Here is a 20,956-nt window from a genome sequence, read left to right as displayed (position 1 = left end):
TGAGATGTTTCCTCGACGGCAGGATGTGAAAATAGACGTTGAATTGTTCAGAGCAGCGAGGACAGCTCATGGGTAGCATTATTTCTGTGCATTCTTTTCGTGGTGGCACAGGCAAGTCAAATACAACAGCAAATCTGGGCTGTACCTTGGCAACCTTGGGCTATCGGGTGGCGATCGTGGACACGGATATTCAATCCCCCGGTATCCATGTGCTCTTTGGCCTTGAGTCGGAAGATACGGAACATGCCCTGAATGACTACCTGTGGGGACGCTGTGAAATTACTGATGTGGCGCGGGATGTCAGCCATCTGATTACGGCTCACGGCCAGCAAGCCAAAGGAGCAATCTATCTCATTCCCTCTAGCCTCAAAACCAGTGAAATTACCCGTGTGCTGCGGGAAGGCTACGATGTCGGCTTGCTCAATGATGGTTTTCAGCAGTTGCTCCAAGGGCTGAATCTCGACTTTTTGCTCATTGATACCCACCCAGGGCTGAATGAGGAAACGCTGCTCTCGATTACAGTCTCCGATGCCTTGGTGCTGATTCTGCGACCCGATCGCCAAGACTTTCAAGGAACAGCGGTCACGGTTGATGTGGCGCGGCAGCTGGATGTGCCCAAAATGGTGATGGTGGTGAACAAAGTCCCCAGCGCCTTTAATAAGGACTCCCTCAAGCAGCAGGTGGAAACGACCTATGGTGTGCCCGTTGCAGGTATCTTGCCTGTTTGTGAAGAAATGTTTCAACTGGGGAGCAGCGATATTTTCTGTTTACGCTACCCTGAGCATCCCTACAGTCTCGTTGTCAGGAGTGTTGTGCAGCATCTGTTGGATTAGGGTAGCCTAGGAGTAAGGAGACTGACTGAATTTTGATCCTTTTGATCCTTCTCGAGTGCCACTGCCAGTCACTGCCATTGAGGAACATTGCCAATGATAGACAGTCAAAATGCTAGCAGTGCTTGCGGTGGGGGTCTCAATCCAGCAGATTTGTTGGTTTTGCCCGATCGCCAGCGATCGCTCTTGACACTGATGATGCGCCAGCCAACGCCCTTCACCGTGCCAGAATTGGCTGAGCAGTTGCAGTGGTCTGCGCAAGAGGTCAGTGCCACCCTCGCAGAGGTTCGCCAACTCGGCTATGTGACAGTTGACAACGACACCTACCAAGTCAAACTCGGACGGCGGACTCCGCGCGTGCAACCCAAGCGTCAATCTCCCCGAATTGCGGCGGTTTGGGACAAGCTGGGTTAAGTCTGAGCCACTTCCTCAGTTAAACCTCTAATTATATGAGGCAACTCGTGTGGTACGCTTAATTACGCTAAGTTTCGCAGAGGAAAGTCAGGACGAGTGCGCCCAAAAGTTCTTGCTGGCAACTGGAAAATGCACAAAACTCAACAGGAGGCGGTGGCCTTCCTACAGGAGTTCTTAGGGAAATTGGTGGACACCCCCAGCGATCGCGAGGTGGTGCTCTGTGTTCCCTACACCTGTTTAAGTGTATTGTCCAAGAGTCTGCACGGAACGCGGGTGAAGCTGGGTGCCCAAAATGTCCACTGGGCGGATCAAGGGGCGTTTACAGGGGAAATTTCGCCACCGATGCTGGTGGAGTTGGGCGTGCGCTACGTGATTGTTGGCCACAGTGAGCGGCGGCAGTATTTTGGGGAAACCGATACTACGGTCAACCAACGGCTCAAGGCTGCCCAACACTATGGCCTGACCCCCATTCTCTGTGTCGGTGAAACAAAAGCCCAACGGGATGCTGGGGAAACTGAAAACCACATCCTTCAGCAGTTGACCCTGGACTTGGTGGATGTGGATCAGAGCAATTTGGTGATTGCCTACGAACCCATTTGGGCGATCGGTACGGGCGATACCTGTGAAGAAGCGGAAGCCAACCGTGTCATTGGCCTGATTCGCAGCAAGTTACAGAATCCCGATGTCCCCATTCAGTACGGTGGCTCGGTCAATGCCAACAACATTGATGCGATCATGGCGCAGCCAGAAATTGATGGGGTGCTAGTGGGTGGCGCTAGTTTGCAGCCGGAGAGTTTTGGGCGTATCGTTAATTACAAGCTCCTTTGAACATGACTTTGAGTTCGGCGCCAGTGCCCTAGATCACATCTGATCCAAGAGCTCGCGCACTGCCCTCTGCGCAGAAAAACTTAAAGATATCAACATACAGCCCTTTCCCAAGCATGGCATGCACTACGACTCCAGAGCGCAATGCTGTGTATGTAGCCAAGAAAAGGGTCGGAGCGAGCGACTTATTACAACTGTTATCGTTTGCTGGGCGATTTCTTCATTTTCTTTTAGGATCGAAGTAAGGCTGAGCGATGCCCAAAGGAGGCCGACGATGCGCCAACAACTCTTCAGTGCTTTGACAGTTTTAGCTGCTTTTGTTGGTCTCAGCAGTGCTGCTGTGGCACAGCCCATGGCGATCGCCACCCTCACACCTCCTGAACTGCAAGAACTGCAACGCCTCGTGCCCCGCAGTGCCGAGGACTACTACAACGTGGGATTAATGCACCAAGGTACGGGTGATCTGGCCGCTGCCATTCATGCCTTTAGCCAAGCAATCAGACTCAACCCCAGTGCTGACTACTACTTTGCGCGCGGCCTAGCCTACTATGACCAAGGGGATATGCAGCGGGCGATCGCGGACTTTAGCACTGCGCTGCGCAACGATCCCCAGTTTATTGCCGCCTACTACAACCGCGGCATGGCCTATCTGGCTCTGCAAAACTACACAGCGGCGATTGCCGACTTTGATGCTGCCCTAGCACGGGATCCGCAATTTGTTGCTGCCTACTATAGTCGGGGCATGGCTCACTTCGATAGTGGCAATGTGGAATTGGCGCAACGGGACTATGAGCGTGCTCGCGCTCTCAACCCAGCGATGACAGCCCAGTACTACGATCGCGCCCCCCGTCCCCTCACTGGCGGTCCCTAGTGCCTGAAGCCACCGATTGCGGCGATAATAGGGGAATAATGTGCATGATGAGGATGAGCGATCGCGCCTATGCCCAGAACCCCTTCTGAATTTGCGGTGCATTTATTTCTGGATGGCGGTCACCGTGAGGAGGTGCGCTTCCCCACCATTCAAGACTTCCAGAAGTGGTACAGCAACGAGTTAGTGGCCAAAGCAGATTCCAACGACTTTATTTCCGTTCCCATTAAAAACATTCAAGGGGAATACATGGTGGTGCGCCCCTCAAAGGTATTTGCAATTCGGGTAGAACCCGTGTTTGCCTCTAGTGTGGATCGGTTTGCCTAACGTCTATGGCGGGTTTATTCGCAGGATGGGTTCAGGGGGTCGTGATCCTCGCAACAAGCGCGATCGCCACAGCACCAACGGTTGCTCCCTTAACGCGCCAAAGCCAACTGCCCCCAAGGGTTGCCCTAGATACGGCCCTTTGGCAATCCCCCAGGGAACGAGCACGACTGCTGGAGGCCATTGATCATAGTTTGCGTTACCTGCGCAGCGATAAAGCACGCCGCGACTACGCCGCCTACACTGCTCCCGGTCAACCCGGCGCCGCCCTTGGCCCCAATCTCCATCAGCGAGTGATCCGCTCCCTCGAACGCTTTCGCCATCTGGTACAAACCCGTCGCTCTGCGGCAGAACTGCAAGCATCTGTCAAGCGAGAATTTGTCTTTTATCAATCCATTGGCACCGATGGCCAAGGGCGAGTGGATTTCACGGGCTATTATGCACCGACGTATCGTGCCAGCTTAGTGCCCACCGCAGAATACCGCTATCCCCTATTTCGTCGCCCCCCCAATTTTGAGCAGTGGCGAGAGCCGCACCCAACCCGCTTGGAACTGGAAGGGGCGGATGGTCAGCAGTGGCGCAATGGGCCTTTGCGGGGTCTGGAACTGGTCTATTTGCGCGATCGCCTAGAGGCCTTTCTGGTTCACGTCCAAGGGTCGGCTGAGCTGCAACTGCCCGATGGTCGCCGCTTTACGGTGGGCTATGCCGGTAAGACCAATCACCCCTACACGAGTATTGGCCAAGAACTCATTCGCGATGGCAAAATTCCCCGTGAGGAACTGACGCTACCGCGCCTCATGGCTTACTTTGAGGCCAACCCCGCTGAGTTAGATCGCTATTTACCTCGCAATGCCAGCTTTGTCTTTTTTGAACATACCCAAGGGCGCCCCCCCACGGGCAGTCTCTCAACGCCGGTGATTCCAGAGCGTTCGATCGCCACTGATAAGTCCCTGATGCCTCCGGGTGCCTTGGCGGTGATCAACACGAAAATTCCCCTCAAAGCCCAAGGCCAATGGCAGCAAACCCCCGTCAGCCGTTTTGTTTTGGATCAGGATACGGGGAGTGCCATTCGCGGGCCGGGTCGTGTCGATATTTTCATGGGCACGGGGGAGGTGGCCAAAGCGCGGGCGGGTCTGATCAATACACCGGGGCAGTTGTACTATTTGCTCCTGCGGGAATAGCTAGGGCTGCAGCGCTACTTTAATCACTTGGCGCGCCTTCATTCCTTGCAAGACGTTTTCAATCTCCGTGAGGGGGGCTTGGCCACTAATCAGTTTCTCGAAAGGCAATGTGCCGCTGGCAATCAGTTGCAAGGCTTGGCGGACAAATGTGGGTGTGTTGTGAAAGACCCCCTTGAGGGTGAGTTCTTCGTAGTGCAGGCGTTCGGTATCAACGCGGATCGAAGTTTCGCGGGGGCAGCCACCAAAGAGGTTAATGGTGGCACCGGGGCGACCACAGGCGATCGCCGTTTCCCAGACTTCAGGTACGCCAGTGGCTTCAATGACAATATCGGCACCCCGTCCTTGGGTCCAGTCTTTAACCACAGCAGGAATATCGCTGCACTGGTGATGATTTACTATCTGCTCTGCCCCGAATGTGCGGGCGATCGCCAGCCGCTGATCGGAACCGCCAAAGGCGAGAACCCGTGCTCCCTGCTGTGCCAGAACCCCCATAAACATCAGGCCAATGGCACCATCCCCCAGCACCACAATTTGCGGTGGACTTGGCCACGTTTCAACCATTGCGGGGTCAAAGCCAGAGCGAGCCACACCGTGGAGGACACAGGCGAGGGGTTCGGTGAGCGCTGCCAAAGCAAAGGAGAGGGACGCCGGAATAGGCAGCAGATTCTGGCGGACGATGCTGGCGGGAATTTTTAGATACTCGGCAAACGTGCCATTGTTAAACTCCAGATGGGGACAGAGAGAAAAAGCCTGCCGCTGACAGTAAAAACACTGGCCACAGGGGGCAGAATTATTCGCTACCACGCGATCGCCCACCTGCCAGCCGGTCACCCCAGCCCCAAGGGCAACAATTTCCCCGGCCGCTTCATGGCCAAAGAGAATCGGTGGCGTTAGCATCCGTGCATGACCGCCGCGCCGCCATACCTTCAAATCGGTACCACAGGTAGTGGCAGCCTGAACACGAATCACCACTTCCCCGGGACCGGGCGTGGGATCGGCGACGGTTTCAATGCGGACATCTTCTTTGCCGTAGAGCACTGCTGCTTTCATTGCACTTCCCCCATCAAGCCAACCATTGCAGGAGGCCACAGAGCAGTCCCAAGAGGGCAACCACCCCATAAAACGTACTCACCACCCGCAGTTCTGACCAGCCCCCCAATTCAAAGTGATGGTGTAGAGGGGCCATCCGCAGCAGCCGTTTGCCCACGCCATCGGGACCTTTGGTTGCTTTGTAGTAGAGCACTTGGGCAATGACTGAGAGAGACTCCACAAAGAAAAGACCACTGACAATCAACAGTTCCCAGAGGTGATGACTGGCCAAGCCAATGCCCGCAAGGAGTGCCCCAAGGGCTAGGGAACCCGTATCCCCCATAAACACCCGTGCCGGATGGTGATTGTGCCAGAGAAAGCCGAGGCAGGCACCACTCATGACCACTGCCAGAATTTGCAAATCGGGATGGGCGGTCAGAATCATGCCTAAAGCGAGGAGGGCGATCGCCGCCGTGCCTGCGGCAAGACCATCGAGACCATCGGTGAGATTGAGGGCATTCCCTTCCGCCATCGGCACAAAAATCGCCAAGGGGATAAAGGCGATCCCTAAAGGCCAAACCCACCCCCAAGGCGCGGTCACCACCGTTGCCGTTGGATCACTGCCCACCAGCCAAGCACAAAAAAGAGCCGCCCCAATGCCCTCAAGGAGGAGCCGCAGCCGCGCCGATAACCCTTTGTTGGATTTGCGCCGCAGAACTTGCCAGTCATCCCACCAGCCAATGGCGGCATACCAGAGAACAAGGAGGGCGATCGCCCCCACCGTTGCGGATACTTTCCCCTGCGCAACTCCAGTCCACAGGAGGGCTAGACCTAACCCCGTCGGCACAAAAAAGATTCCCCCCATTGTCGGTGTGCCCGATTTTTGCAGGTGAGATTGCGGGCCATCTTCGCGAATAATCTGCCCAGTTTTCAACCGCCGCAACAGGGGCACCACCGCCCTCCCTAGAACTGCAACGATGGCAAAGCTCACCAACCAAGGCACTGTCAAGGTTTTCAACGGCTGTTGCCAGTGGTTTGCCCCGGTATCGTAGGCAATGCTAGCCATGAGCAGGCCAATAGCGAGAAGGCCAAAAAGTCGCTGTCCTGTCAGCCAACGGGGTTCAATGGCAGCCGTGGTTTTGGTGGAGGGCATGGGGATAGCTCTAGCACATCACTCCGATAATAGGGGGATTGGTGCCCTACTCCTCAAGCCCTAGGTCATCTTCTTCGTCGTAATCGCCCAAGGAGTCACCAACAAATTCCTCAATTTCACCCATATCATCGAGGGTGCTATCCACGATCGGGTCTGTCTCATTGGCATCACGGGCAATTAATCGACCCGTTTGCTGTAACCATTCCAAAATGGAGCGATCGGAACGACCCGCAGTGGTTAAGTTCTTTTGGGAAATGGGTTCTTCGTACAAAGAGGGGTTGTATAGGGTCATAGGGCTAAGGTGAACGGTGTTGTAGTAGTCCAATCCTCTACTTTAACGTTTGCCCCTAGGAATGTAAATCTGCGTTTTGTGGCGATCGCCCAAAGTGGCACATTCTCTGGAACCTGCCTAGACTGGAGGAGTCACTAAAGAATGGGCATGAAACTTTGATACACGAAGGATAGAAACAATGTCTTTACTCAAAAAATCATCCATCTCTTTGACGGTTTTAAGTGCGGTGTCCCTCGGCGGGGGGGCGATCGCTGCTCCCTACCCCCCAGAAGTGGTTTCCCGATTTACCAGTGAATGTACGACTGCCCTGCAACAACAGGTGCCGCAAATGGCGCAATACGGCAATGCCTACTGTACCTGTGTGATCAATGAACTGCAATCCTCGCTCACCTTGGCAGAATTTCAGGCGATCGGTGAAGATGTACAGACCAATGTCAATCCCGAAGTGCGCCAGATGCTCACCAACACGGCACAAACCTGCCTGCAACGAGTCACCCAGTAGTGCAGGGGGGAGAAATCCCCCCAATATGTTCCTAGACTGCGCTTAGAAATTGAGCGGCAGCGGCTTGCAGATCGGCGACTTTATCGAGTTTTTCCCAAGGTAGGTCGAGGTCATGACGCCCAAAGTGACCGTAGGCAGCCACATCTTGGTAGAAGCGACCACCGCGCTCCTGGGGCAAGTGGCGCAGACCAAAGGTTTGGATAATGGCAGCGGGGCGCAGATCAAAGTGGGTTGTAATTAACTCCAGCAGTTGCTCTGGGGCAAGTTTACCCGTGCCAAAGGTATCCACAAAGAGGCTCATGGGGCGAGCCACACCAATGGCATAGCTAATCTGTAACTCGCATTTGTCGGCTAGGCCTGCGGCCACAATGTTTTTGGCAATGTAACGAGCCATGTAGGCAGCACTGCGATCGACCTTGGTGGGGTCTTTCCCGGAAAAAGCACCGCCCCCGTGACGGGCATAACCACCGTAGGTATCCACCACCAGTTTGCGTCCTGTGAGTCCCGAATCCCCCTGAGGACCACCAATGACAAATTTGCCCGTGGGGTTGACGAGAAAGCGGGTCTTGTCATCGGGTTTAATTGCCAGATCCGCAAAGACAGGGTTGACGACGGCTTCCCATAGATCGGCTTTAATCTTTTCTTGAACGGCGGCTTCGTCGCTGATGTCACCAATGGTGGCCGTGTGTTGGGTGGAAATCAGGATGGTATCAATGCCCACCGGCTGGCCATCTTCGTAGATGACAGTGACTTGAGTTTTGCCATCGGGACGCAGATAAGGAAGTTGACCCGTTTTGCGGACAGCAGCCAAGCGACGCGCCATGCGGTGAGCCAAGCTAATGGGCAGGGGCATATACTCAGGGGTTTCATTGCAGGCATAGCCAAACATAATGCCCTGATCACCGGCGCCAACGCGATCTAATTCGGCATCACTGAGACGTTCCCGTGCTTCTTGAGCCGTGTCCACCCCTCGGGCAATATCGGGGGATTGCTCATCAAGGGCAACGATAACGGCACAGCTATTGGCGGCAAAGCCATTTTCAGCATCAGTGTAGCCAATTTCACGGATTTTCTGCCGTGCTAGGTTGACGTAGTTGACCTGTGCTTTGGTGGTAATTTCCCCAGTAATCAGCACCAGACCCGTATTCACGACGACCTCAGCGGCAACGCGACTTTGGGGGTCTTGGGTGAGCAGCGCATCCAGAATGGCATCGGCAATTTGGTCGCAAATCTTATCGGGGTGGCCTTCGGTGACGGACTCCGAACTAAATAAGTAACGCAAGATAACACTCCTATGGCATGGGTTGTTGAAAGAACTGCAAGAAATTGGTTTATGGTAACACGGACTTTTGACTAAAAAACAAGGATTGGTTTCTAAATCCTAGGATTATACCTGAGCAGTAGGACACACGAGTGATTGTGATGATTGGCTAGACTAGGGGCAGATTTTAGGCGTTTCAAGTTGTATGTCTGCTTTACGCTATGCCTATTATCCCGGTTGTGTGGCTCAAGGGGCCTGTCGGGAATTAGACCTCTCAACGCGGGCGATCGCCCCCCTGTTGAATATCGAGCTGGTGGAACTGAAGGAAGCCAGTTGTTGTGGCTCAGGCACGTTTAAGGAGAATTCGTGGCTGCTAGAAGATACCGTCAATGCCCGCAACATTGCCCTTGCCGAACAGTTGGCTTTGCCCCTGTTGACCCATTGCAGCACCTGTCAGGGGGTGATTGGCCATGTGGATGAACGCCTCAAGACCTTTCAGCGCGATCGCCCGGCGTACGTGGCAGAAATTAACCAAGTGTTGACGCAACAGGGCTGCGCTCCTTACCAAGGCACCACAGAAGTGAAGCATTTGCTCTGGGCGATTGTCGGCGATGTGGGCATTGACGAGTTGCGCGATCGCGTCCGTCGTCCCCTCAAGGGACTGCGCTGTGCGGCCTTTTATGGCTGCTATCTGCTGCGTGCCCAAGAGAGGCTGCCCTTTGATCACCCAATTCACCCCACCTCAATGGAACAGGTGTTTGAGGCAGTTGGGGCTACCCCCATCGAGTATGAGGGACGTACCCAGTGCTGTGGTTGGCCCATTTCCAGCTATGCGACGGCGGCCAGTTTTGCCATGGCGGCACAACGACTCCAGAGCGCGATCGCCCATGGCGCGGATTGCATTGTCACCCCCTGTCCCCTCTGTCATTTGAATCTGGATGCTCGCCAACCAGAAATTGCCCAGCAGGTGGGAGTTACCCTCAATTTGCCGATTCTCCATCTGCCGCAACTGGTGGGTCTAGCCCTTGGCCTGCGTCCTGAGGAACTGGGTTTGAGAAAACACGTGGTTTCAATGCAACCGGTGTTGGCAAAACTGGGGCTTTAGCTGATTGCCAAGAGGCCTGATTCAGTGCAGATAGCTTGCAGTGGCTGATCCCACGGGTCACGGGGCAATTCTGCTAGAAGGGCTGACTCAAAGACAATTCCCCAGCGACACACGTGCTGCCAATCGGGGTGGGCAAAGAGGCGATCAAAAAAACCGGCGCCATAGCCGAGACGGTAGCCTTGGCGATCGCAGGCAACGGCAGGCACTAGGCAGAGATCAACACACGCTGGATCAATCGGGGGCGCTTCGGGGGGCGGTTGCCAAAGGCCATAGCGTCCTTGCTGGAGAGTGTCTTGGTTGCCATTAAAACAATGCCACCGCAAATCCTGACCCACGACACGGGGCAAGCCCCACTGTTTCGGGAGTGACCAGAGGAAGCGCAAGTCGGGTTCGCGGCGATGGGGCACATAGGTCAACACTGTGGTTGCCTGTTGAAACTGGGGATGATCAAGCAAGTGCTGACAAATGCGCTGACTGCGATCTTGCCACTCGCGATCGCTCAGGTGCTGCCGCCATTCAAGATAGTGTTGTCGCAGTTTGACTTTATCGCTCATTGATTTTCTGGGCACCAAAGCCACAAGTTAAGATAGAGGCCAAAGTGAGTGTTTAGCCTGAGGAACGATGCAACTGTCCCCCCAAGAATAAAGACAAGCTCCTGATTTTTACCGCCGCTCTTGTGGCCGAACGTCGTAAAGCACGGGGTCTCAAGCTCAATTATCCCGAAGCAGTGGCCTATATTTCTGCTGCCATTTTGGAAGCGGCGCGGGAGGGGCGCACAGTTGCTGATTTGATGAACTATGGCACAACGCTGCTCAGCCGTGACGATGTCATGGAGGGGGTGCCGGAAATGCCCACAGAAGTACAAGTCGAAGCAACATTTCCCGATGGCACGAAGCGGGTGACCGTGCATACCCCCATTCGCTGAAGCCTCAAAAAGCCCTAGGATAGCGCCAACCGCTGATTAGCAGCACATCTCCAAGGAAAACGGGGAGAATTTTTATGGCCATTCAAATCCCGATAAAAATAGTCGGATATATTTGACAGGGCGATCGCCCCCTGCTAGGATGGTCAACAACTTGTCTGAGGCAGGCTGAGACCCATGACCGCAACGTTGACCTCTACCACCGAAACCGCCTATTTTACCCACCTCAAATGCAAAGAGTGTGGCGCCGAGTACGAACCCCAAGCCATTCATGTCTGCGAATACTGTTTTGGCCCCCTAGAGGTGAAGTACGATTTAGAGCGCTTGGCAGCAGCTGTGACGCGCAGCACGATTGAGGCGGGGCCAAAGTCCATTTGGCGTTACCGTCCCTTTTTGCCTGTGACATCGGCCAACCCCATTGATGTGGGCACAGGGATGACTCCCCTCGTCAAAGCCCAGCGGCTGGCTCGGCGACTCGGACTCAAGCATTTGTACATCAAAAACGATGCCGTGAATATGCCCACCTTGAGCTTCAAGGATCGGGTGGTATCGGTGGCGTTGACGCGGGCGCGGGAATTGGGTTTTACGACCGTCTCCTGTGCCAGTACCGGCAATTTGGCGAATTCAACGGCGGCGATCGCGGCTCATGCAGGGCTAGATTGCTGTGTCTTTATTCCAGCAGATTTGGAAGCGGGTAAGGTCTTGGGGACGCTCATCTATGGGCCAACGGTAATGGCCGTTGAGGGCAACTACGACCAAGTGAATCGCCTGTGCTCGGAAGTGGCGAATACCCACGGGTGGGGGTTTGTCAATATCAATTTGCGCCCCTACTATTCGGAAGGGTCAAAGACGCTCGGTTATGAGGTGATTGAACAGTTGGGCTGGCAGCTTCCTGACCACATTGTGGCTCCCTTGGCTTCTGGCTCTCTGTTCACGAAAATTTACAAGGGCTTCCGCGAATTTGTGGAAGTGGGTCTGGTGGCGGATAAACCCGTGCGCTGTAGTGGTGCCCAAGCGGTGGGCTGCTCCCCCATTGCCCAAGCCTATGCCGAGGGGCGGGATTTTGTGGCACCCGTGAAGCCCAACACCATTGCTAAGTCCATTGCCATTGGTAACCCCGCCGATGGGGTCTATGCCCTAGAGATTGCCCGCAAAACCAATGGGGCGATCGCTGCGGCCACCGATGAAGAAATTGTGGCAGGCATTAAGCTGCTGGCGGAAACGGAAGGTATTTTCACGGAAACCGCTGGCGGTACCACAATTGCCGTTCTTAAAAAATTGGTGGAATCGGGCAAAATTGACCCCGAAGAGGTGACGGTGGTCTATATCACCGGCAACGGCCTGAAAACCCAAGAGGCAGTGCAAAACGACATTGGTCAACCCCTGACGATCCAACCCAAGTTGGCTAGCTTTGAGCGTGCCTTGGAGCGATCGCGCACCCTCGAACGGTTGGATTGGCAACCGGTATTGGTCTAGTCGGTTTTTCCGACGCTGTGTTGAAATTTATGGATGGTTTGTAGAGGTCTATGGCTGTTACTGTTTTGATTCCGACGCCCTTGCAAAAGCTCACCCGCGATCAAGCAACGGTGGAGTGTCAAGCCCAATCGATCGCTGAGCTTCTGGAAAAGCTAGAGCAGGACTGCCCCGGCATTAAAGGGCGCCTCTGCGATGAAAGTGGCCAACTGCGGCGATTTGTCAATTTCTACGTCAACAATGAGGATATTCGCTTCCTCAATGGCATTGAAACGCCCCTCAAGGATGGCGACGAAGTCAGCATCATTCCCGCGATCGCTGGCGGCTAAGCAAGAGGAATTTGCTCCTGTTGAGATGATTGAACCCTGATTTTAGCCCTGGGGGAAGGGAGAGACCCAAAAGCGATTGGAGTTCCTCTTCGGTGTAGATTTGCGCCGTCAGGGGCTGATTTTTAAGCCATGCTGCAAGCCGCTGATAGAGGACGCGATCGCCGCCAAGGTATCCACCACTTCTGGGGAAGAGATTTGTTAGGATCAGGGCACTGTTTGCCGCTGCTGTCCGATGGTTCAGTCTTGGTTACAGCCCATTGCCAATTCCCCGATGCTAGCTCCCGCCAAAGATGTTGAGGATTCCCTGCTGCTGCGCCTAGGGGTCTTGGGCATGGTGATTGTTGGCCTGGTGGCAACTGATGTGGCGGCGGATACTGCCAATAGTCTCTGGGCAGTTCCCCTCTCCATTGCGGGCTTTAGTTGGAGTTGGTGGGCACGGCGGCAAAGAAATGTGGTGGCAAAGCTGGCGATCGCCGTTGGGATGTTGACGGCATTAGCGGTCTTTTTGGCGCGGTTGGCAGCACTGAACCAGGATTCACGGATTTTGCTGACGGAACTCTTGATTCAACTGCAAGTGCTCCATAGCTTTGACCTGCCCCGCCGCAAAGATTTGGGCTACTCAATGGTCATTGCCCTGATTTTAATTAGTGTGGCGGCCACCCTCAGTCAAACCATGACCTTTGGGCTGTTTCTTGTGATCTTTCTGGCGATCGCCCTACCCGTACTCGTCCTTGACTACCGCTCGCGCCTTGGCCTACTCTCCACCACCCTGAAATCCCTGCGCTTGCCTTGGCGGCAATGGGTCGGCCTCTTTGCCCTGATTCTTGGCTTGGGGATGGTGGTCTTTGTGCTGCTGCCGCGCTTCCCCGGCTATCAAATTCGCACCTTGCCTGTCAGTGCTGAAATTCAAGTGGCAGGGGAGTTTGACCAAACCCGGGTGATCAATCCGGGCTATGTCAGTGGCCGTGGTGGTGGTGGTGTTGGCGAGGAACTGGCCAATCAAACCTTTGACCCGAACTTTTACTATGGCTTTGGCTCTGAGATTGATCAGACCTTTGGCGGGAGCATGACGCCTAGGGAGTTAATGCGGGTGCGATCGCAAGCCCCCGGCTTTTGGCGTGTCCTTGCCTTTGATGAATATACGGGGCGGGGTTGGCGCATTAGTCGCAACGATAAGGCAGAAGTGCTGCGGCGTTCCCCTTGGAGTTTTCGCTATCTGCTGCCACAACAACTCTCCCAAATGCCGACGCGGGAAGTGATTCAGACCTATACCATTGTTTCTGAGTTTAGTAACCTAATTCCCCATCTCTACGAACCCCGCGAACTCTATTTTCCCACCCGTGAAATTGCCCGCGATCCCGAGGGTGGCCTGCGGGCGCCGGTGCCCTTGCCCGAGGGGCTGACCTATTCTGTGATTTCCCAAGTGCCCGTGCGCGATCGCTCCCTGTTGCGCAGAGCGCCAAAATTAAATCACACCGTAGGCTATCAGTCCTACCTTGAAGTCCCCCCTGACCTGAAACCACGGCTGCAAGCGCTGGCCAAAGACCTCCTTGCCAAGGCCGATCGCTCGATTCCCGAACCCTACGAGCAAGCTCTCTACCTCACCCAAGCCCTCAAGCAGTCCTACCGCCTCAAAACCGATATTCCTCCCTTGAGCCCAGATCAAGACTTGGTGGCCGCCTTTCTGTTTGAGTGGCGCGGCGGCTATCCCGATCACTTTTCCACGGCGTTGACGCTGCTACTGCGCAGTATTGGCATTCCCACGCGCTTGGTCACCGGTTTAGGAACGGGGGAATTTAACCCCTTCACGGGCTTGTATGTGGTTCGCAATACCGATGCCTATGCCCTGACGGAAGCCTACTTCCCCAATTTGGGCTGGTTTCTCTTTGATCCAATTCCGGGGCACGATCTCTATCCAGCCACTCTAGAAGTGGATCAGACCTTTAGCGTTCTGCAGCAGTTTTGGCAGTGGGTCACGGGATGGTTGCCGACCCCGGTGACGGGATTTTTTGGCATTATCTTTGCTACCCTCGAAACTGCTTTGCAAAAATTCTTTGATCTGTTTAGCCAAGGGCTGGGGGGGATTGTCCAAGGGATTTTGATTCTCCTTGGTGGCGTCATTGTGGTCTGGGGCTTGTGGTACGCTCTCCAGACATGGCGATATCGTCAACGCCTGCAAAAACTGCCGCCGATCGCCCGCCTCTATGTACAAATGCTCGATGGTCTCGCCCAGCAGGGATTACCGAAGCGACCCAATCAAACTCCGTGGGAATACGCGCGATCGCTGCAAACCGCTGGCCGTCTTGATGCCGTCAGTCAGCGAGCCATTGAAACCCTGACGCAGGCCTATGTGGCTTGGCGCTATGGTGGTGATCAGCCCCCCTTGCCACCCCTGAAACGCGCCCTGAATCAACTGCGACAACAACGCTGGCGATTGCTGCAACGCACGGTAGCGGATCTGCGCCGTCGTTAATCCTTGTCCTTGGGGCTGTCATCGGCGAGGGCATCGTCGCTCACTAGTTCGGTCACCAGCACCTTATCCACGCGGTTGCCATCCATATCCACCACTTCAAAGCGCAGGCCATCGGTTTCAATGTAATCTCCCGACTGGGGAATACGCCCAAATAGCGTAATAATTAGCCCGCCAAGGGTGTGGTAGTTGGCCGTGTCCTCCTCCGGCAAGGTTTCCCGCCGCAGCAATTCCTTGAGTTCATAGGTGGAGAGCAACCCATCCAATAGCCACGAGCCATCCTCCCGCTGAATAATTTGCGGTTCCTCGCCCTCCTCGTGACGCAGGGTGCCAATAATTGCTTCAGTGATGTCGTTGAGCGTCACTAGCCCTTCAATACCCCCGTATTCATCGGTAATCAGGGCAATGTGTTGACTCGACTGGCGAAAGAGTTCAAGCACCTCGAGAGCAGGTAGGCCTTCGGGGACAAAGAGCGCTGGTTGCAAAAGCTGGCGTAGGTCAATGCTTTGCTGGGTGAGACGGGCGGCCAAAAAGTCCTTGGCTGAAATAATTCCCAAGCAGTGATCAATGGTCTCTTCGGCCACGGGAAACCGCGAATGGGAACTGGCCAGAATTTCTGTTTCTATTTCTTCAAGGGAAGATTCAATATCCAGCCACACAATATCGGTGCGGGGGGTCATGATCGACTGAATCGGGCGATCGCCCAAGTTAAAAATCCGCGCCACCATGTCCTGCTCCGCCACCTCAAAGAGACCCGCCTGTGCCCCCTGTTCAATCAGGACTTTGATTTCATCCTCTGTAACCGTTTGGTCAGCAATGGTGGTAATGCCCAATACTTGCAGGATGGTGTCTGTGGAGACGCTGAGTAAATGCACAATCGGAGCCGCTAATTTCGTCAGCCATGTCATGGGTTTGGCAATGTTGCAGGCGATCGCCTCAGGGTACGTCATGGCAATGCGCTTGGGCACCAGTTCGCCAATCACCAAGGAAAGGTATGTAATCCCCGTCACCACAAGGGCAATACTCAAAGGCTGACTATACTGCCCCAACCATGGCACGGGACTGAGGGCAGCCTGTAACCGCTGGGCAAGGGTGGCACCGCCCACGGCACCACTGAGAATCCCAATCAGGGTAATCCCAATTTGTATAGCCGAGAGAAAATTATTCGGGGAGTTGGCAAGTTTCAGAGCCACCTTCGCCTTGCGTTGACCCCGTTTTGCCAGTTGCTCAAGACGAACCTTGCGTGCAGAGACCACTGCGATTTCAGCACCAGCAAAAATGCCATTGGCGATGATGAGCAGCAGCACAAGTAAAATTTCTAAGGCAGCGGCAGACATTGCAGCTATTCTTCTAGGGGGAACCCCAGATATACAGTCTGAGTCGGCATTGTGGGTCGTCAGGCTTATTCAAGAGACTGCTCCTTTACTGCCGATGTTGTTTCTATCATGCTGAATAAATCGCCCCTCTGCCAGTGATATCGACCTGTTGAGGGGATGTGATTGGGTCATTAAGCAGTTTTGGCTGTTTCGAGGGGGTTCCATCCTTAGGGAAAAGGGTTGTATAGCAGTCAGGATACTGGAATCTGGGAGACTCTACAAGGGGGCGGAATCTTAGAATAGACGTGATGTTTCCCTCGCCAACCAATGCACGAGCGACTTCAACGCTTCCTTACCCTAGGGGCGATCGCGATTCTGGTGCTGTTAATTGTGGCTTTCCTCTGGAGCGAAGAGGCACTTCAGTCGCCGAGCCGCGCTTGGGAGACCCTCAGTAATGCAGTGATTACCTTGGTGGGGGAGTATCCCGATCGCCCGCGCACCCTGCCGGGGCAAGTCCTGCAGCTCGTACTACTGCTTTTTGGCACCTTTGCCTTTGGTGCCTTGGTTGGCAAATTTTCCGCCTACTTTGTCACCCAAGCTCTTAGCCAAACCCTACCCATGAAACCCTTTAGCAACCACATCATTATTTGCAACTGGAATGCCAAGGCGCCCCTTGTGCTCCGCCAACTGATTGCCGCCAACGCCTACCATCCCCGTGACATTGTGCTTTTATGTGCTGAACCGATTGCACTGGATCCTGAATTCCAAGGGCGCCCGGATGTCTTTGTAGTGCAAGGGGATCCTACCCACCATGGCACCCTAGAGCGCCTCAATGCCCCCCAAGCCAAAGCCATTATTCTGCTTGCCGATGCCGACATGGAAGCTCCCGATGAAAAAAATGCCCTCATTGCCCTTGCGGTAAAGCATCTAGAGAAAACTCCTAGCCAAGAGCAGGATATTCATGTGGTGGCCGAATTGGTGAATAGCGATCGCCAGCGCCACCTTAAGGAAGCGGGGGTGGATGAAGTGATTTTGAGTCAGGACTATAGTTCTGGGATTCTGGCCCAAAGTGCCCTCTTTCGCCAAATGTCCGAGGTCTATCGCCAACTCCTGACCTATTCTGATCACACCAATGAGTTTTACTTCATTGAGCCAGGGCACTATCCCACTACCCTCTGTGGCCTCTCCTTTGCTGCCCTCAGTGCTTGGATGAGTGAGTACAGTAGTCGCCATCCAGAGAACCCGCTGCTCCTGATCGGGATTCGCCGCCAAAATCAGCAGGTGTTGCTCAACCCTCGTCCCTCAGACTTTCAGAGCCTTGACCCCACTGACACGCTGATTGTCATGGCCTATCGCCCCATCTATGACTTGCGGGGATAAACCCGTCCTTTCCAAGCCCCCCCCCGGCCTTGCCAGTGGCGCCGCGCCGAATCCAGTGTCATCAGCGTATAGAGGAAGGCAATCACAGGCAGTGTCAGCGCCCAAGCCCTATTGAGGCCATAGAAACGCACCGTTGGCCCGTAGGCGATCGCCATGCTCCCCCAAGTGAGTCCCGCCATGACGGCTAAGGGTAGCGACTGACCGATCAGACCGATAGCAAGGGCAAGGGGCGCCCACAAATACACCAGTGTCATGCCAATCACGGTTCCCACCAGCAAGAGCGGTGAATAGGACAACTGCGTATAGGCAGTGCGAGCCACCATCTGCCAAATACTGCTGAGGGTATTGTAGGCTCGCAAACTCACTGTTGTCGGTGTTAATCCCAGCCAAATGCGGTAGCCTGCGCGCTTTACCGCTGCTGCCAAGGAACAATCATCAATTAGGGCATCGCGAATACAGGCAATGCCCCCTATCTTGTCTAGGGCCAGAGGATCAATCAAAATACACCCCCCCGCTGCAGCCGCCGTTGATCGCTGTGGATCGTTGACCCAGCGGAAGGGATAGAGCTTGGCAAAGAAAAAGACAAAGGCGGGAATCAGCAATTTTTCCCAAATACTTTGGCAGCGCAGTTTCACCATCAGCGAGACAAGGGCACAGTTTTGCTGACGGGCGTGGGCGACCAATTGGCGCAAATTTTGGCGATCGTGGGCAATATCGGCATCTGTGAGCAGCAAGTAATCGGGATCAAACGCACGGGCGGCCTCAATGCCTTGGGACAGCGCCCAGAGCTTACCTGACCAGCCGGGGGGGAGCGGTGTGCCTTCAATCACCGTTAGGCGATCGCCCTTGCCCAGTTCCAAAGCCGTTTGGCGAGCAATGTCCCCTGTGCCATCGTTACTTTGATCGTCCACCAAGATCAGATGTAGGGTTCCAGCATAGTCCTGTTCGAGGAGCGATCGCACACTGGTGCCAATCACCGCCGCCTCATTGCGAGCTGGAATGACAACCACCACCCTTGGCCAAACCCTGAGGTCTCCCCCCTGTAGCCGCTGATCCGGGCGCCAAAACTGTCCCCAAAACAGCAGCAAAACCAACCAGATTACCAAGGAAAGACCCGTTACACTCAACAGGATGAGAGTTAACACAAGGGGCATCGTCATCACAGTTCGCTATCGAGGACTTCTTCAGCCATAGGGTTGAGGTGCTGATGCTGCTGTCGGCGCGATCGGCGGCGATATTTTTTCGGATCCAAGAGGGGTTCAAGGCGCTGCTGCCCTTGGCGGTCACTCTTGGCCTTCACTGGGGGTGCCTTCCCTAAGGATGGCTCTGAACTGGCCATTGTTTCTAGCTCATGCAAATACTCAATGTAGAGGAGGTAGCGCTCCCAATCACCGCGTACACAGCAGCCCGGTTCCTGATCGTGGCGACAGTTATCAAAGAGACACCGATCCTTGCTCAGCCGTTGGCGAATCTCCGGAAAAGCCGCCGCCAATTGCTGGGGGTCTTGGGGCAGTTCCGGCTGATTAAAGCCCGGTGTATCGGCAATCCAGCCCCCCGCTGGCAGGGGAAAGAGTTCCACATGGCGAGTGGTGTGCCGCCCCCGGTGCCAGTGATCCGAGACCGCACCGACGCGAATATCTTCCCGAGGTGTCAGATGGCGGATCAAGCTACTTTTGCCTACCCCCGACGGGCCACAGACAACTGTAATCTTATCGGCGAGGTGGGGATGCAGATGTTGCCAGTCGCTTCCTTGGGTGAGACTGAGGACATGGCAGTGATAGCCCCATTGATGCAGGCGATCGCGCCACTGCTGTTGCTCTTGCGCAGAAACTAAATCCGCTTTGGTGAAAAGCACCTGAATTTCGACATTCAATCCCTCGGCGGTCAAGAGAAAGCGGCTAATTTGATGGACATCAGCAGGAGGGTCAGCCAAGGCAAAAAGGAGCAACACTTGATCGACATTGGCGATCGCTGGGCGTGACAATTGATTGCGGCGGGGCAAAATCTCAGCGATCGCTCCGCGGTGTCCTTGCCAGTCGGGATGGCTCACCACTACCCAATCCCCCACACACACCTGTTGCCCCATCTTCTTGAGGCGGGCGCGGCGTACACACAGTAACTCCTCAATACCATTGGTGGCTTCCCGCAGGCGGACACGGTAGTAATTGGCCTGAACAGCCCGCACCAAGCCCACCAGATCACTCATGCCGGACGCTGCACCTGAAGGGCAAAATAGTCCTGCCGTGGCTCAATCCCAAGGACATCGTAGCCCGCCATGCGCAAACTATCGGGCACCTGCTCAATGGGTTCTCCTGCATCCAACCAGACCTCAAGGGGCTGCTGGGGGGGCAACTGTTGCAGTCGCAGTTTTGTGCGCACAAAGTTCAAAGGACAGGGCGTTCCCCGTAGATCCAATGTTTCCATGGCAGGGCAAGTAACCAACTGCAACTATCTTCCCAAAAAGGCGACCACCTTGGCGAATACCTGTTCTCGCTCGACATCAAGGGGGAGCAAGTGATCCGACTCCTTGAACCAGTGCAATTCCTTTTCGGGGCTGCCTAGGTGTTCATAAATCCTCTGTGCCCCTTGGGGGTCAACGACCGTGTCAGCAAGGCTTTGCAGAATCAGGGTTTCAGCTGTGATGGTTGGCAGTTCCCGCTCCACTTGGGCAATCAGTTCAAGGGCACTGCGCACCGCTTGCAGGTTGAAACTTTTGAAAAAGCAGGCGCCTTCCGCTGCTTGGCGTAGGGGGCGATCGCGGATTGGTAGGCTGCGCCGAGGCACAAAGGGAATCCACTGGCCAAGGGACTGCACAAGCCTCTCTGGAGCGACGGGGCAAAACCAAGGCCGATAGATGCGCAAAAAGGGGGCAAGGAGTACAAGAGAATCAACGGCATACTCATAGGCAAGATGAAGGGCTAGCGTTCCCCCAGTGGAAAAGCCCACCACGGCAACCGTGCGATGGCTGTCTCGTAAGGTCTTAAAGGCTGTCACTACTGCCTCATACCACTGCGGCCATGTCGAGGCGGGCATTTGGGCACTGGGGCGATCGTGCCCCGGATAGAGGATGCCCTGAACCGTCCAGCCTGCTTTGTAGAGAACCTCTCCCAAAAGTTGCAGTTCATAAACCCCACCCCCCAAGCCATGGAGTAACAAGCAGGCGCGATCGCCCGCAGCATGGCTATAGAAAAAGGGAAGATTAACGAGATTCACCAATGTACGCAAACACCACACGCTAGCACCATAAAAAATCTACCCCGATCGCCAGAGCAACCGAGGTAG

Annotated in this window: 22 protein-coding genes and 1 pseudogene; 13 read left to right on the top strand and 10 right to left on the bottom strand. The window is 54.8% G+C overall.

Annotated features, from left to right (window positions below; translation table 11 throughout):
• The first annotated feature begins 68 nt into the window (after window positions 1-68).
• The 6 genes from RHH81_RS05925 (at window position 69) to RHH81_RS05900 (ending at window position 4,442) form a co-directional block, all read left to right on the top strand.
• Complete coding sequence (locus RHH81_RS05925) at window positions 69-833, top strand: MinD/ParA family protein (protein WP_149817487.1); 765 nt, start codon at window positions 69-71, stop codon at window positions 831-833.
• A 93-nt stretch (window positions 834-926) separates the two neighbouring features.
• A complete protein-coding gene (locus tag RHH81_RS05920) occupies window positions 927-1,244 on the top strand; it encodes a MarR family transcriptional regulator (RefSeq protein ID WP_302679093.1) in 318 nt (105 codons plus the stop codon).
• Between the two features lie 96 nt (window positions 1,245-1,340).
• Window positions 1,341-2,072, top strand: a complete 732-nt coding sequence (gene tpiA, locus RHH81_RS05915) for a triose-phosphate isomerase (protein WP_206201478.1) — start codon at window positions 1,341-1,343, stop codon at window positions 2,070-2,072.
• A gap of 271 nt (window positions 2,073-2,343) precedes the next feature.
• Window positions 2,344-2,940: a tetratricopeptide repeat protein gene (locus RHH81_RS05910; protein ID WP_302676478.1), complete on the top strand. Its 597-nt coding sequence runs from the start codon at window positions 2,344-2,346 to the stop codon at window positions 2,938-2,940.
• Window positions 2,941-3,009: 69 nt separating this feature from the next.
• The gene (locus RHH81_RS05905; protein ID WP_149817491.1) at window positions 3,010-3,264 is read left to right on the top strand and encodes a hypothetical protein; all 255 of its coding nucleotides are present in this window, start codon (window positions 3,010-3,012) and stop codon (window positions 3,262-3,264) included.
• A gap of 5 nt (window positions 3,265-3,269) precedes the next feature.
• Window positions 3,270-4,442, top strand: coding sequence for a murein transglycosylase A (locus RHH81_RS05900; protein WP_302679092.1), 1,173 nt, complete (start codon window positions 3,270-3,272; stop codon window positions 4,440-4,442).
• On the opposite strand, the gene RHH81_RS05895 is transcribed toward RHH81_RS05900, so the two are convergent.
• Genes RHH81_RS05895 through RHH81_RS05885 form a run of 3 tightly spaced genes read right to left on the bottom strand, consistent with a single transcriptional unit; the run spans window position 4,443 to window position 6,916 of the window.
• Window positions 4,443-5,492: a zinc-binding dehydrogenase gene (locus RHH81_RS05895; protein ID WP_206201475.1), complete on the bottom strand. Its 1,050-nt coding sequence runs from the start codon at window positions 5,490-5,492 to the stop codon at window positions 4,443-4,445.
• 13 nt (window positions 5,493-5,505) lie between these two features.
• Complete coding sequence (mraY, locus tag RHH81_RS05890) at window positions 5,506-6,624, bottom strand: phospho-N-acetylmuramoyl-pentapeptide-transferase (RefSeq protein ID WP_310743516.1); 1,119 nt, start codon at window positions 6,622-6,624, stop codon at window positions 5,506-5,508.
• A 46-nt stretch (window positions 6,625-6,670) separates the two neighbouring features.
• Window positions 6,671-6,916: a DUF3134 domain-containing protein gene (locus RHH81_RS05885; protein ID WP_310743515.1), complete on the bottom strand. Its 246-nt coding sequence runs from the start codon at window positions 6,914-6,916 to the stop codon at window positions 6,671-6,673.
• Between the two features lie 178 nt (window positions 6,917-7,094).
• Here RHH81_RS05885 and RHH81_RS05880 point away from each other — a divergent pair, with 178 nt between their 5' ends.
• Complete coding sequence (locus RHH81_RS05880; RefSeq protein WP_206201473.1) at window positions 7,095-7,418, top strand: hypothetical protein; 324 nt, start codon at window positions 7,095-7,097, stop codon at window positions 7,416-7,418.
• 31 nt (window positions 7,419-7,449) lie between these two features.
• Here RHH81_RS05880 and metK read toward each other — a convergent pair whose 3' ends face one another.
• Window positions 7,450-8,700 carry a methionine adenosyltransferase gene (metK, locus tag RHH81_RS05875; protein ID WP_206201472.1) on the bottom strand — a complete coding sequence of 417 codons (1,251 nt, stop codon included), beginning with the start codon at window positions 8,698-8,700 and terminating at the stop codon, window positions 7,450-7,452.
• Window positions 8,701-8,884: 184 nt separating this feature from the next.
• Between metK and RHH81_RS05870 the strand changes: the two genes are divergently transcribed.
• Window positions 8,885-9,784, top strand: coding sequence for a CoB--CoM heterodisulfide reductase iron-sulfur subunit B family protein (locus RHH81_RS05870; protein ID WP_310743514.1), 900 nt, complete (start codon window positions 8,885-8,887; stop codon window positions 9,782-9,784).
• On the opposite strand, the gene RHH81_RS05865 is transcribed toward RHH81_RS05870, so the two are convergent.
• Complete coding sequence (locus RHH81_RS05865) at window positions 9,781-10,338, bottom strand: 5-formyltetrahydrofolate cyclo-ligase (RefSeq protein WP_206201470.1); 558 nt, start codon at window positions 10,336-10,338, stop codon at window positions 9,781-9,783. The two genes, RHH81_RS05870 and RHH81_RS05865, sit on opposite strands and share 4 nt — an antisense overlap.
• A gap of 67 nt (window positions 10,339-10,405) precedes the next feature.
• Between RHH81_RS05865 and ureA the strand changes: the two are divergent.
• From ureA to RHH81_RS05845, 4 genes and pseudogenes are all read left to right on the top strand, one after another.
• Window positions 10,406-10,709: pseudogene (ureA, locus tag RHH81_RS05860) on the top strand (urease subunit gamma).
• 174 nt (window positions 10,710-10,883) lie between these two features.
• On the top strand, window positions 10,884-12,182 hold the full coding sequence (gene thrC / locus RHH81_RS05855; RefSeq protein ID WP_310743513.1) for a threonine synthase: 1,299 nt from the start codon (window positions 10,884-10,886) through the stop codon (window positions 12,180-12,182).
• A gap of 50 nt (window positions 12,183-12,232) precedes the next feature.
• Window positions 12,233-12,508: a MoaD/ThiS family protein gene (locus RHH81_RS05850; RefSeq protein WP_149817514.1), complete on the top strand. Its 276-nt coding sequence runs from the start codon at window positions 12,233-12,235 to the stop codon at window positions 12,506-12,508.
• A 232-nt stretch (window positions 12,509-12,740) separates the two neighbouring features.
• The gene (locus RHH81_RS05845) at window positions 12,741-14,981 is read left to right on the top strand and encodes a DUF3488 and DUF4129 domain-containing transglutaminase family protein (RefSeq protein WP_310743512.1); all 2,241 of its coding nucleotides are present in this window, start codon (window positions 12,741-12,743) and stop codon (window positions 14,979-14,981) included.
• On the opposite strand, the gene RHH81_RS05840 is transcribed toward RHH81_RS05845, so the two are convergent.
• A complete protein-coding gene (locus RHH81_RS05840; protein ID WP_310743511.1) occupies window positions 14,978-16,315 on the bottom strand; it encodes a hemolysin family protein in 1,338 nt (445 codons plus the stop codon). The genes RHH81_RS05845 and RHH81_RS05840 overlap by 4 nt on opposite strands.
• Before the next feature lie 306 nt (window positions 16,316-16,621).
• On the opposite strand from RHH81_RS05840, the gene RHH81_RS05835 reads away from it, so the two are divergent.
• Complete coding sequence (locus RHH81_RS05835; RefSeq protein ID WP_310743510.1) at window positions 16,622-17,674, top strand: TrkA-related ion transporter; 1,053 nt, start codon at window positions 16,622-16,624, stop codon at window positions 17,672-17,674.
• Here the strand turns inward: RHH81_RS05835 and RHH81_RS05830 are convergent.
• From RHH81_RS05830 to RHH81_RS05815, 4 genes are read right to left on the bottom strand one after another with little or no spacing between them, the layout of a single operon-like run.
• On the bottom strand, window positions 17,656-18,834 hold the full coding sequence (locus RHH81_RS05830; protein ID WP_310743509.1) for a glycosyltransferase: 1,179 nt from the start codon (window positions 18,832-18,834) through the stop codon (window positions 17,656-17,658). The two genes, RHH81_RS05835 and RHH81_RS05830, sit on opposite strands and share 19 nt — an antisense overlap.
• The gene (gene rsgA / locus RHH81_RS05825; RefSeq protein WP_206201465.1) at window positions 18,834-19,880 is read right to left on the bottom strand and encodes a small ribosomal subunit biogenesis GTPase RsgA; all 1,047 of its coding nucleotides are present in this window, start codon (window positions 19,878-19,880) and stop codon (window positions 18,834-18,836) included. The genes RHH81_RS05830 and rsgA overlap by 1 nt, the downstream gene beginning before the upstream one ends.
• Window positions 19,877-20,098, bottom strand: coding sequence for a sulfurtransferase TusA family protein (locus RHH81_RS05820; RefSeq protein ID WP_149817527.1), 222 nt, complete (start codon window positions 20,096-20,098; stop codon window positions 19,877-19,879). Before RHH81_RS05820 ends, rsgA begins: the two co-directional genes overlap by 4 nt.
• A gap of 24 nt (window positions 20,099-20,122) precedes the next feature.
• On the bottom strand, window positions 20,123-20,908 hold the full coding sequence (locus RHH81_RS05815) for an alpha/beta fold hydrolase (protein WP_310743508.1): 786 nt from the start codon (window positions 20,906-20,908) through the stop codon (window positions 20,123-20,125).
• Between the last annotated feature and the right edge of the window lie 48 nt (window positions 20,909-20,956).

It is taken from the genome of Thermosynechococcus sp. PKX95 (assembly GCF_031583295.1).
Classification (GTDB): Bacteria; Cyanobacteriota; Cyanobacteriia; order Thermosynechococcales; family Thermosynechococcaceae; genus Thermosynechococcus.
Note: the sequence above shows the minus strand (reverse complement) of the source record. Positions and strands in the feature narration are given on the sequence as shown.